The organism is Streptomyces panaciradicis (assembly GCF_023516615.1).
GTDB lineage: Bacteria > Actinomycetota > Actinomycetes > Streptomycetales > Streptomycetaceae > Streptomyces > Streptomyces panaciradicis.
In genome coordinates this window covers 24,791-36,950 of sequence record NZ_JAMGBF010000106.1, presented here as the reverse complement: position 1 = coordinate 36,950, position 12,160 = coordinate 24,791, and the positions used below count along the sequence as shown (strand labels likewise).

General features: G+C 71.6%; 8 protein-coding genes. 2 read left to right on the top strand and 6 right to left on the bottom strand.

The window, feature by feature from the left end:
* Nucleotides 1-8: 8 nt before the first annotated feature.
* A complete protein-coding gene (locus M8J74_RS30105; RefSeq protein ID WP_249839467.1) occupies nucleotides 9-1,484 on the bottom strand; it encodes an LCP family protein in 1,476 nt (491 codons plus the stop codon).
* A 127-nt stretch (nucleotides 1,485-1,611) separates the two neighbouring features.
* Here M8J74_RS30105 and M8J74_RS30100 point away from each other — a divergent pair, with 127 nt between their 5' ends.
* Nucleotides 1,612-2,640: a glycosyltransferase family 2 protein gene (locus tag M8J74_RS30100; RefSeq protein WP_249839466.1), complete on the top strand. Its 1,029-nt coding sequence runs from the start codon at nucleotides 1,612-1,614 to the stop codon at nucleotides 2,638-2,640.
* Nucleotides 2,641-2,669: 29 nt separating this feature from the next.
* On the opposite strand, the gene M8J74_RS30095 is transcribed toward M8J74_RS30100, so the two are convergent.
* The 5 genes from M8J74_RS30095 to M8J74_RS30075 form a co-directional block, all read right to left on the bottom strand.
* Nucleotides 2,670-4,307 carry an LCP family protein gene (locus M8J74_RS30095; RefSeq protein WP_249839465.1) on the bottom strand — a complete coding sequence of 546 codons (1,638 nt, stop codon included), beginning with the start codon at nucleotides 4,305-4,307 and terminating at the stop codon, nucleotides 2,670-2,672.
* Nucleotides 4,308-4,509: 202 nt separating this feature from the next.
* Nucleotides 4,510-6,159: an LCP family protein gene (locus M8J74_RS30090; RefSeq protein WP_249839464.1), complete on the bottom strand. Its 1,650-nt coding sequence runs from the start codon at nucleotides 6,157-6,159 to the stop codon at nucleotides 4,510-4,512.
* A gap of 76 nt (nucleotides 6,160-6,235) precedes the next feature.
* Nucleotides 6,236-7,960, bottom strand: coding sequence for an LCP family protein (locus M8J74_RS30085; RefSeq protein ID WP_249839463.1), 1,725 nt, complete (start codon nucleotides 7,958-7,960; stop codon nucleotides 6,236-6,238).
* Nucleotides 7,961-8,186: 226 nt separating this feature from the next.
* Nucleotides 8,187-9,476, bottom strand: a complete 1,290-nt coding sequence (locus tag M8J74_RS30080) for an LCP family protein (RefSeq protein ID WP_249839462.1) — start codon at nucleotides 9,474-9,476, stop codon at nucleotides 8,187-8,189.
* Between the two features lie 264 nt (nucleotides 9,477-9,740).
* Nucleotides 9,741-10,508, bottom strand: a complete 768-nt coding sequence (locus tag M8J74_RS30075; RefSeq protein ID WP_249839461.1) for a TIGR03089 family protein — start codon at nucleotides 10,506-10,508, stop codon at nucleotides 9,741-9,743.
* Nucleotides 10,509-10,619: 111 nt separating this feature from the next.
* Between M8J74_RS30075 and M8J74_RS30070 the strand changes: the two genes are divergently transcribed.
* Complete coding sequence (locus M8J74_RS30070) at nucleotides 10,620-12,101, top strand: peptidoglycan recognition protein family protein (RefSeq protein ID WP_372500316.1); 1,482 nt, start codon at nucleotides 10,620-10,622, stop codon at nucleotides 12,099-12,101.
* Nucleotides 12,102-12,160 lie beyond the last annotated feature (59 nt).

Sequence of the window (12,160 nt, the reverse complement as noted above, 5' to 3'; positions counted from 1 at the left end):
GAGCCCGGCTACGAGCACACCACCTGGTCCCCGGTCACGGCCTCGAAGCGGCCCTGGGTCGCGTCCTCGGCCCGCACCTTCTGCACGCCCTTGAAGTCGGCCCCGGCGATCACCTTCAGCGTCGGCCCCAGTCCCTTGACGGCCCGCAGGTCGCTGCCGGGCAGCGCGGCCGCCAGCGACCTGGCCGAGCGGTCCCAGCGGGGGTCGTAGACGACGACGGTCCGTGCGGTCCTGCGGTCGGCCGCGTTCGCGGGCGCGTGGGTCGTGCCGAACCCGGCGGCGGCCAGCGCGGCGTCCACGCGCCGGCCGAGGCCCTCGGTGGCGGTGCCGTTCTCGACCTGGACGCGGATCTGCTGCGGGGCGACCTCGACGCGGGCGGTCTTCGGGGCGCCGGCGCGGCGCACGGTCAGGGGCTTGTCGTCACGGAGGTCGGCGAACAGGGCGTCGGCCTTGGCGGTGTCCCACTTCAGGGTCGAGCCGACGCCCTTGACGGCGTATCCCATCTGCCCGATGGGGACCGTGGTGAACTCCGAGGAGGAGGGGGAGAAGTCGCGCATCGCGCGGCCGAGGTCGAGGAGTTCGTCCGTGCCGAAGCCCTTGTCCGCCCTCACCGAGCCCAGCACGGCCCGGGTCACGTCCCGGAACTTCATCGGGTTCAGCAGGATCCCGGAGGACGTGGCCCGTTCCACCAGGGCGGCCAGGAAGCGCTGCTGGCGCTTCATCCGGCCCAGGTCGGAGGCGCCGTCGACGTGCCGGGCGCGGACGTACTGCAGGGCCTGACCGCCCATCAGGGTGTGGGTGCCGGCGGGCAGGTCGAGGCCGGTGTAGGAGTCCTTCAGGGGTGCGGAGGTGCAGATCCTCACCCCGCCCAGCACGTCCACCGTCTTCATGAAGCTGGTGAAGTCGACCTCCAGGTAGTGGTCGATCTTCACGTGGGTCATGTCCTCGACGGTCCGCACGGTGAGGCGGGGGCCGCCCTCCGCGTACGCCGCGTTCAGCTTGATCGGGTGGGTGCCCTTGCCGTCGGCGTTCGGGACCTGCGTGTAGGAGTCGCGCGGCAGGCTCACCACGCTCGCCCGTTCCCGGTCCTCCGAGATGTGCACGATCATCATCGTGTCGGTGCAGTGACAGGGCGCTCCGCCGAGGTGGTACTGGCGGCGCTCCTGCCCGGTGATCTTGTCGCGGCCGTCCGTGCCGACCAGCAGGACGTTCATGCCGTGGCCGGCCCGGGGGCGGTTCTTCATGTCCTTGAAGGGGTCCACGCGGGCGATGTCCGCGTCGAGGCTGGTGACCACCGCGTGCCCGATCCCGGCCGAGGCGAGCACGACGACGGACAGGGTCGTCACCGCCCGCATGGCCCAGCGCGGCTTCTTGCGGCGCACGGGGGGCCGTGGCGCGCCGCCGCCGCGCTGCTGCGGGGTGCGGGGTGGCTGGGTGCGGCGCTGCGGGCGGGCGGGGGCGGCGGACCGGGGCTGCGTGGGCATGGGGGACACCTCCGGGCTACGGCCGTACGTGGGATCGTGAGCACCGTAGGCCGATACGATCTGCGGCCCGGTCCGCCGCCCCGGCGGGGCGCGGAGCTGTCCCCCGTTCGCGGTAACGTGAGCACCGATGAACGCCAATTCCGACGTGCAGCTCCCCGCCGTATCTGTGATCATGCCCGTCCTCGACGAGGAACGGCATCTGCGCGGAGCCGTCCAAGCGATCCTCGCGCAGGAGTACGCCGGCGAGATGGAGGTCGTGATCGCCCTCGGTCCGTCCAAGGACCGCACGGACGAGATCGCCGCCGAGCTCGTACGGGAGGACCCGCGCGTCCACACCGTCCCCAATCCCACCGGCCGCACCCCCGCCGCCCTCAACGCGGCGATCAAGGCCTCCCGGCACCCGATCGTGGTCCGTGTCGACGGCCACGGCATGCTCTCGCCGGACTACATCGCCACCGCCGTACGGCTGTTGCAGGAGACCGGCGCGCAGAACGTCGGCGGCATCATGCACGCCGAGGGCGAGAACGACTGGGAGCACGCCGTCGCCGCCGCGATGACCTCGAAGATCGGCGTCGGCAACGCGGCCTTCCACACCGGCGGCGAGGCGCAGCAGGCCGAGACGGTCTACCTCGGCGTCTTCCGGCGCGAGGCGCTGGAGCGGCAGGGCGGGTACAACGAGGAGTTCATCCGCGCCCAGGACTGGGAGCTGAACTTCCGCATCCGCGAGGCCGGCGGGCTGATCTGGTTCTCGCCGGAGCTGCGGGTGTCGTACCGGCCACGGCCGAGCGTGAAGGCGCTCGCCAAGCAGTACAAGGACTACGGCCGTTGGCGGCACGTCGTCGCCCGCTACCACGAGGGCTCCATCAACCTGCGCTACCTGGCCCCGCCGACGGCGGTCCTCGCGATAGCGGCGGGCGTCCTGGTGGGCGCCCTGGTGACGCCGTGGGGCTTCGTGGTGCCCGGCGGCTACCTCGCGGCGATCGTCCTCGGGTCGATCCCGGCGGGCAAGGGGCTGCCCCTGAAGGCCCGGCTGCAGATCCCGGTCGCCCTCGCCACCATGCACATGTCCTGGGGCTGGGGCTTCCTGACCAGCCCGAAGTCGCTGGCCAGGAAGGTCATCGCGTCGCGGCGGCCCGCGGTGGTCACCGTCGACTGAGCACCCGTCAGCCCCCTCCCCGGCCCGGACTACCAGGTGTAGTCCGGGTCGACGTGCATGCACGCCTTGGTGTCCGCGCCGTTGAGGGCGCTCGCCGACTTCGGCGTCGTGTCGTCGGAGTCCGCCGAGGTGTACTTCGTACCGGAGCGCCAGTCGGCGCCGACGACCAGGGTGACGCCGTCGACGTCCGTGGACCTCTTCACCTGGCCGGCCGGGATGCCGAGCACCTTGGCGACCCGCCGGGCGTCGCCCTCCAGGTCGGCATCGGGGTAGCGGATCACCGTCTCGTCGCGGACGGGCAGCGTCGAGGAGTCCGCCGTGGCCTTCTCGAATCCCTTGTCGACGAGGAGCGCGGCGATCGCGCTCGCCCGTCCGCCGACCGGGGCGAGGGTGCTGGTGCGCGTGCCGTTCTGCACCTGTACGGCGATCCTGTCGTCGGTGTCGGCCGGCTCGGGCGTCGCCGTGGCCGGCGTGGCCTTCTTCTTGTCCTTGCCGTCCAGCGCGATGTCCTCGCGCACCAGCCGGAACAGCTTCGCCGCGTCGGTGGGCCTGGGCAGCACCCGGTTGCCGTCGGAGGAGTACACCCAGGGCATCGTCGTCATGGTGATGCGCTCGGTGGGGACCTTCTTCAGCTCCTTGCTCAGGTCGTAGAGCTTGGCCACGCTCCCGAGGCCGTCGTCCACCGTCAGCGCCTCGGTGGCCGTCTCGGCGAGCGCGCGCAGCTTGCCGGGGTTGCTGAGCGTGGCGTTGGCACGCAGCTGACGGACCATCGAGTTCATGTACATGTGCTGGGCCTTGGTGCGTGCGATGTCGCTGCCGTCCTCGAAGCCGTAGCGGGTGCGCAGCCACTGCAGGGCCTGCTTGCCCTGGACGGACGTCGTGCCCTCCCTCAGCTTCAGGCCCGAGCCGTGGCCGGAGGAGGTGTGCGAGTAGACGGCGGCGTCCACGCAGACCGGGACGCCGCCGACGGCGTCCGCCATGGAGACCACGCCCGCGAAGTCGACCATCACGAAGTGGTCGATGTGGATGTCGGTGAGCTTCTCCCAGGTGGCCACCGTGCAGCCGGGGCCGCCGCGTTCCAGGGAGGCGTTGGTCATCGCCGAGGTGGAAGCGGCGTACGTCCTGCCGGTGTCCGGGTCCGTGCACTCGGGGATGGCGAGCAGGGTGTCGCGGGGCATGCTCACGACCGACATGTTGGTGCGGTCCGCGGAGACGTGCAGCAGCATCTGCACGTCCGCGCGCGGGGCGGTGCCGTAGGTGTCCTTCGCGCCGCCGAGCTTCTGGTTCTCCTTGGAGTCGCGGGCGTCGGAGCCGATCAGCAGGATGTTCAGCGGGGTCTGCCCGGCGGCGTTGGCCTTGGGCGCGGCCGCCCGGTCCTTCTTGTCCCCGATGTTGAGGTCGTCCTTGCGGAGGTTGTCGTTCAGGTGCCGGTAGTAGAGGTAGCCGGCGCCCGCCGTGCCGACGATCACCACCGCCAGGACCGCCGCCGACCAGCGCAGTATCCGGTGCCGGCGCCGGCCGCCGTGACCGCGCGGGCCGTCGCCGCGCCGGCCGCCGGCGCCGCCTCGCCGCTGCCGCGGGACTCTCTCGTCACCGTGTGCGGCGAGGGACGTCGTGTCCTCGACCGCGGGAACGCCGCTCTGCGCCAACTCCGTGTCCTTTCCCACCCCTGCGCCCCGGGCCCTCGGACGTGAGCGCGCCTCATCATCGTGCAGACAGCTTGGTTTCAGCTGTGGGTCACCGGGTGAACCCCGGCCGGCGCACCCGCCGTCCCCCACGGCACGGGCCCGCCGTACGTCCTGGAGACATACGACGGGCCCGAGAGGTTGCCCTCGACACGCCGACCGGTTCGGCGCCGGACCGAACCGCCTACCAGCGGTAGGGCGCGTACACGTCCATGCACTGGCTCTTGTCCGAGCCGTTGATGGCGTCGGTGCCGCCGGGCAGTTGACCCGCCTTGGGCGCGGACTGCTTCGGATACGCCGTGCCGGTACGCCAGTCGGCGCCGACGACGACCGTGACGCCGGAGACGTCCGTGGACCGCTTCACCGAACTCAGCGGAATCCCTAGCGACTTGGCGACCCGCTGGGCGTCTCCCTCCAGGTCGGCGCTCGGGTAGCGCACGACGGTGCCTTCCTCGGACAGGCCCGACGTGGCGTCCTTGGACGCCCTGCTGAACCCTTTCGCCACCAGTTCCTGGGCGATGACGCCCGCGCGGCCACTGACCGGGCCCAGCGTGGAACTGCGGGTCGCGTTCTGCACCAGGACGCCGATCTGCGCGTCCGGCGCCGAAGGGGCCTTCGTGGCCTCGGACTTGGCGGACGGCTTCTTCGAGCCCGACGCCTTGCCCTTGTCGTCGAGGGGCACGTCGTCGCGGAGCATCCGCCACAGCTGGTCGGCGCTCGCGCCGTTCGGCACGACGTGGTCGGCGTTCTGCGGGTCGGGGACGTTCGGCATCGTCACCGAGGTGATGCGGTCGGTGGGCACCGACTTCAGCTGCGTGCCCAGGTCGTACAGCTTCTTCACGGTGCCGATCTCCTCGGACACCGACAGCGACTTGGTGGCCGCCTCGGCCAGGTCCATCAGCCGGCCGGTGTCGGTGAAGACGTTCTGGCCCTTCAGCTTGCGGATCATCGAGTTCAGGTACATGTGCTGGGCGCGGGCCCGCATCAGGTCGCTGCCCCAGGCGTGCCGGGTGCGCAGCCACTGCAGGGCCTGCTTGCCCTCGACCTTGTGGGTGCCCTTCGTCAGCTTCAGACCGGAGCCGCCGGGCACCGCGGCCGTCGGGTGGTCCCACACGTTCTGCCTGACGCACACGTCGACGCCGCCGATGGCGTCGGCCATGCGCACCACGCCGGAGAAGTCGATCGTCATCCAGTGGTCGATGTAGACCCCGGTGAGGTTCTCCCAGGTGGCGAGGGTGCAACCGGCGCCGCCGCGGGCGAGGGACTCGTTGATGATCCCGTTGGTCGGCGGGTAGACCTTGGCGGTCTTGGGGTCGGTGCACTTGGGGATGTCGACGCGGGTGTCCCGCGGGATGCTCACCATCGCGGCGCTCCTGCGGTCCGCGGAGAGGTGGATGAGCATCTGCACATCGCCGAGCGGCGGGCTGCCGCGGTCGTACTTGGCGCCGCCCAGCTTGACGTTCTCGTCGGAGTTACGGCTGTCGGAGCCGATCAGCAGGATGTTCAGCGGGGTCTGCCCCGCCGCGTTCGCCTTGGACTTCAGCGCCTTCGCGTCGCCGCTGCTGCGCTCGCCCTTGTGGATGTTGCCGTTGAGGTGCTCGTAGTACAGGTAACCGGCGCCGGCCGTGCCGAGTATCAGTACCGACAGCGTGACCGCCGACCAGCGCAGCACCCGTCGCCCCCGCCGCGGGCCGCCCCTGCGGTGTCCGCCCGCCTCGAACGCCCCCGTCCCCGATCTGCCCGAGCCGTCCGCGCCCTCGGTGGCCTCCTGGCCGCCGAAAGCCGGCCGGACCCCCGGTCGCGTTCCCTCCCCACGCACACTGCTCTGCGTCATTCCCCGTCCTCCCCACCCTTGCGCCGTCAAACGGGCCTGCCATGCGTCCTGTTAGACGCACGACAGGCCCGTCAGGTCACTTGGCGCACTCAACCTTGTCGGCCGTCGTCTTGTCGACGTCCGGCGCCTTGGACGACGCGGTGAACTTCTCCCCCGCCCCCGGGAAGTCCTTGCCCAGGGTCAGCGTCATCGTCGGCAGCCCCTGGTCGTTGGTCACGCTCTTGCCCGGCTTCATCGCCGAGCCGGACAGACCGAGGATGTCGGCCAGCCGGCGGGCCTGGTCGGCCTGGTCGGGGGAGTACTCCAGGGTGGTCTTCGCCTGGGAGGCCTCCGCGTTGCCCGCGTTCTCGCTCTTCAGCACGCCCGCGGTGTTCTGCAGGTAGCTGAGTTCGGCCTGCGCGCTGCCCGCGTCCGCCCCGCCGTTGAGGATGCGCACCCGCACCTCGGAGGCGGCGGACTTGCTGCCCTTGAGACGGGCGGCGACCGCGGCCGCCTCCTTCTTCTTCTGCGCCTTGACGGCGGTGAAGGAGACGTCGTTCTTGATGGCGTCGAAGACCTGCTGGGCCGCGCCCGGCTTCAGCACGACGGTCGCCTTCACCTTCTCGGCCGGGTTGTCGATCACCGGCACCGTGGTGAACGCCAGGTTCTTCGGATTGAGCTTGCCCAGCTCCAGACCGAGGTCCTTCAGCTTGCCGATGCTGTCGAGGTTGGAGTCGACCGTCAGCGCCTTGGTGCCCGCCTCGGCGATCTTGATCATCTTCGAGGGGTCGGTGAGGGTGTCGTTCGACTTCAGCTTGCGCATCAGGGCGCTGAGGAACTGCTGCTGCAGGGTGATCCGGCTCAGGTCGCCGCCGAAGCCGACCGCGTGCCGGGTGCGCACGAAGGCCAGCGCGGTCTCGCCCTGGATGTGCCGCGTGCCCTTCTTCAGGTTCAGGTGCGAGTCGGGGTCGTTGATGTCCTTGCCGAGGCAGACGTCGACGCCGCCGACCGCTGTGGTCAGCGTCTTGACCGCGTTGAAGTCGGCGACCATGAAGTTGTCCGGCGTGATCCCGGTCAGCTCGGTGACCGTGCGCGCGGTGCAGCTCGGCGTGCGGTCGTCCTGGCCGAGGCTGGTGTTGAAGCGGACGTTGTCCGTGCCGGCGATGACCTTCTCGGTGCCGTCGGCCAGCTTGGTCGGGCAGTCCGGGATGTTGGTGATCAGGTCGCGCGGGATGCTCAGCGCCGTCGCGTTCGAGCGGTCCTTGGAGACGTGCAGCAGGATCGTGGTGTCGGCGTGGCCGACGCTGTCCTTGTCGCCGTACTTCGTGTTGCCCTTGCCGGTGCGCTTGTCGGTGCCGATCAGCAGGATGTTGATCGCCTTGCCCTTGCTGAACCCACCGGTGCTCGCGCCGTCGTCGGAGACGGACGTGATGTTGTCGTTGAGGTGCTTGATGTAGAGGTAGGCGCCCCCCGCGGCGGCGACCAGCACGAACGCCATCGTGCCGCCCGTCCACAGCAGGACCTTCTTCGCCTTGCCCTTCTTCACCGGGCGGCGGCCGCGCCGGCCCGGCAACGGCTCCTCGGGCACACCGCGACGACGGCGCGGCGGCGGAACGTCCCGGTCCGGCGCGCGCTCGGGAGCCGCCGTACGACCGCGCACGGCACCACCCGCGGAACGCGGGGCCGCCCGGCGCGGACCGGGCACTCCCGACTGCGGAGCGGAAGGACTCAGTCGCAGTTCGTATTCACCGGTGTTCGGATTGAGCACCCACTGGTCTGCGGGATCGATGTCGTCCGCCCGCCCACGGCCTGTCGCGTCCACGATTGTCCGAATCCTCCGTCGGGGCGCGGCGCCTTCCCCCCTCAAGGCGCTCGGTATCGGTCTCACAGTGCTCGACGCCAGGACGGACCTCGCGGCGGGATGCACCGGACCGCTCACACTATCCGCCCTGTTCAGCACCCAGTGACGACGGTGAGAAATTCCACGCCCAAGGGCGGGGCAATTCGCCCTTTTTCTCGGACATAAGTGCGGTGATTTGGTGATCGCTTTACCTGCAGGCGGCCGTGGCGGCCGAGTTGCCGCGGAACGTGGGGGCGGGTGAAACTCCGTTCGACGGGTACCCGGGCTGATTTCCCCCCGACTTTCCGTCGCGGATTCCGTACGCAACGTAATCGTGCGGGCCTTCGGGTGCCCCGTCCCCGGCGGTCGAACGGCCGCTCTGCGGGGGAGATTCCTGCGGAAGTGCCTTCGGGGCCTGTGCCGGGCCGTCCTCGGCCACCCGGACCGGCAGGTCCGCGCGCAGTCGTTCGAACAGCTTCTGCGCCTCCGGCTCCACCAGTTGGTCGCGGTTGGCGTCGTAGGCGTACGGCTCCCGCGGGACCGTGAGGAACCGCACATCCTGCGAGGGGACGTCGCGCAGTCCGCGCACGAGGTCGTACAGCCCGCGCAGGCTCGCCAGGGCCGGGTCGGTCGTCAGGGAGGACGTGGCCGCGTCCAGCACGGGGTAGAGCTTGACGGGGTTCAGCAGGACGTCGTCGCCGCGCACCTTCTCGACCAGGGCGCCGAGGAACTGCTGCTGGCGGTCCATCCGTTCGGTGTCGCTGCCGTCACCGAGCGACTTGCGGGCCCGGACGTAGCCCAGGGCCTGCTCCCCGTCGAGCGTCACACGCCCGGCCGGCAGCCGCAGCCCGGCGGCCTTGTCGTCGATCGGCTCGGCCAGGCACACCCGCACCCCGTCGACGGCGTCGACCATGTCCTTGAAGCCCTGGAAGTCGACCACCACGTGATGGTCGACGCGGATGTCCGTGAGCTGCTCCACGGTCCGGACGGTGCAGGCCGAACCGCCGGTCTCGAAGGCGGAGTTGAACATCGTGAACGCGGGCTCGGAACGGGTGCCGTCGGGCCGCAGGCAGGCGGGCACGTCCACCATCAGGTCCCGCGGGAGGGACACGGCGGTGACGGACCGCCGCCCCGCCGCCAGATGCAGCAGGATCGTCGTGTCCGACCGCTCGGTCCCGGAGTCCCGTCCGTAGCGCGAGTTGCCCTTCCCCGACCGCGAGTCCGACCCGATCAGCAGGATGTTCTGCGCGTCCTTGACGAGCGCGGTGGGCCGCTCCTTCTCGTACCGCGCCAGCTCGGCGGCGGCCGCGTCGTCGGCCGTGATGTTCCCGTCCAGCTTCTCGTACACCGCCCACCCGGCCCCGGCGGCGCCCAGCACGACGAGCGCGAGGCCGAGCCCGCCGCCCCGCAGCCACCGCCGCCGGCGCCGCCGCGCGAGCCCCCGGCCGGTCGCGGACGCGCCGGCGCCGGGCCCGAGGGTGCCTGCGGAGTCGCTCACGAGCCGGCCCACCCCTCACGGCGTACAGGACGTAGTGCTGCTACGACCATGCCCCGGAAGGGGCGGGGGAGGCGGGCCCTGCTGCTCCGAACGGGTGACGACGACACCCTGGGTGCGTGGGGGAGCGGGCGTGCGGCGACGGGCGGGTGAGGGCGTAGCCCTGGGCGCGCGGGGGAACGGGCGGGCCGCACGAGCGGGTGACGGCGTAGCTCTGTGCGAGCTGGGGGAACGCGCGAGCGGCGACGAAGGGCCGCTGCCCGGCGGTCAGCCGGCGTCCGCGCGCCGCACGGTGCTCACCCGCTCGCTCTCGACCCGCTTGGCCAGAGCCTCCTCGCCCAGCCGCTCCAGGTTCCGGCACAGCACCACGGAGCCCGCGGTGGCGAGCGGCCCGTAGAGCCCGGCGTTCAGCCCGTCCCAGGTGTCGTACGGCAGCCCCGACAGGATCCGGCAGCCGGGCCCGGTGAGCCCCAGCCCCGGCGCCTCCGCCCGGGCCCGCTCCACGACCTCGGCCGCGCTGAACTCCCGCCCGGCCACGACCAGCGCGGGCTCCTCCGGGTCCACGGGCGCGAACGGCGCGAACCGGTCGCCCTGGCTCGGCACCTCGACGGCGTAGTCGACGAAGCCCTCCGGGGTCTGCGGGAACCGCCCGCCCAGCGGCCGCAGCGCGAGCGCGACCCGCTCACCGCGGCAGGCCCGCGCGGCCTCCAGCGTGTCCGGCCCGCTCACCACCACGTCAGCCGCGCCCGGATTCCCGCCCACGTCCGCGACGACCCCCACCGAGGAGCACGCCAGCAGCCACACCGCCGTCTGCCAGTGCGCCGGCAGCAGCAGGGCGACCCGGTCGCCCGGCGCGGCCGCGAGGTCGCCCTGGAGCAGATTCGCGGTCTTGGCCACCCAATTGGCGAAGGTGGCCACGGACAGTTCGACACGCTCGCCCGTGGCGTCGTCGTAGAAGGTCACCAGAGGGCGTCCGGGGTCCGCGGCGAGCGCGGAAGACAGCAGGTCGGCGGGGGTGCGATCGGTGGCGTTCACCCGCGCAAGCGTACGCGGGCGGCACCCGGCGCGGCGCGCGGCCGCACCACCGGTTCGGCGGAACGGGAGTCGACGGTCCGTCAGCTCCCGAATGGACAGACAAATATGACCATGTCCAACATCAGGGACATGCGTGGATTCCTTGCCTCCTCCCTCGCCTCCTCGATCGGCGTCACCTGTGCGGCCGCCCTCGTCCTCCCGCTCGCCCCGCCCGCGTCCGCGGCGTCGCCGAGTGCGGCGAACAGCGGAGCCAGACCCGCGCCGACGGCGGTCCGCCAGGCCGTCCAGCACCCTGCCGCCCTCCCGGGCAGCACCCAGTCCCTGCCCCTGGCGCCCCTCACCCGCGACCGCGCCATCGGTCCGGCCGTCCCCGAACAGGGCCTGTCCCGCGACCATGTACGGCCCTTCTCGCTCGTCGGCGTCGTCTGGAACGACCCGGACGCCGTGCTGCACGGCCGCGTCCAGGTCCGCACCCGCGCGTCCGGCACCGGCGCCTGGTCCGGCTGGCAGGACCTGCAGACGCACAACGACGACGGCGCCGACCCGGACGCCGCCGAGCGCACCTCGGGCCACGTCCGCGGCTCCACGGCCCCGCTGTGGGTGGGCGACTCCGACGGGGTCGACGTCCGCGTACGCGCCGAGGGCGAACGCCGTACCGACGACACCGCCCGCGGCACCCGCACCGCGACCGCCTTCGCCCCGCTCCCCGCCGGGCTCCGCCTCGAACTCGTGGACCCCGGTCCGCAGACGGCATCACGCGCCGTGCCCCCGCCCGCCCGGAGCGACATCGAGTCCGACACCTCCGACGTCCCTGGGGACCGCGGCCTCGGCGCCGAGTCGGCCGAATCGCTGACCGCCTCGGCCGCCAACGCCGAACTCGCCCCGCTCGGCGCCACGGAGATCCCGGAGCTCGGCAGGGCCGCGACGGAAAGCGAACAACGCACCCTGCGGGGCGCCGAGTTGACGGAGGTCCAGCGGACCAACCCCTTCATCGGCCCGCGCCCCCGTATCATCACGCGCCGCGGCTGGGGCGCCGACGAGAGCCTGCGCGACCGGGGCTTCGTCTACACGAAGAAGGTCAAGGCGGCCTTCGTGCACCACACCGCCTCCGGCAACGGGTACCGCTGCTCCCAGGCGGCCTCCGTCATCCGCGGTATCTACCGCTACCACGTCAAGAGCATGGGCTGGCGCGACATCGGCTACAACTTCCTCGTCGACAAGTGCGGAAACATCTACGAGGGCCGGGCCGGGGGCGTCGCCAAGCCCGTACTGGGCGCGCACACCCTCGGGTTCAACACCAACAGCATGGGGATCGCGGTCCTCGGAAGCTTCGGCTCCGCGAAGCCCCCGGCGGCGGCCCTCAAGGCCATCGCCCGGCTCACGGCCTGGAAACTCGGTCTGTACGGAGCCAACCCGCGCGGCAAGACATATCTGAAGTCGGGCGGTGGCAATCTCTACCGAAAGGGAAAGAGCGTACGACTGAATGTGATCTCCGGACATCGTGACGGTTTCGCCACGGACTGCCCGGGCCGGCAGCTCTACCGCAAACTCGGCACCGCCCGCACGACCGCCGCCCGTTACCAGGGCCGGTAGGGCGGGAGAAGAGGGTCGCATTCACCGCCGTCGGGGGACGAGGGGCGGAACCACGAAAC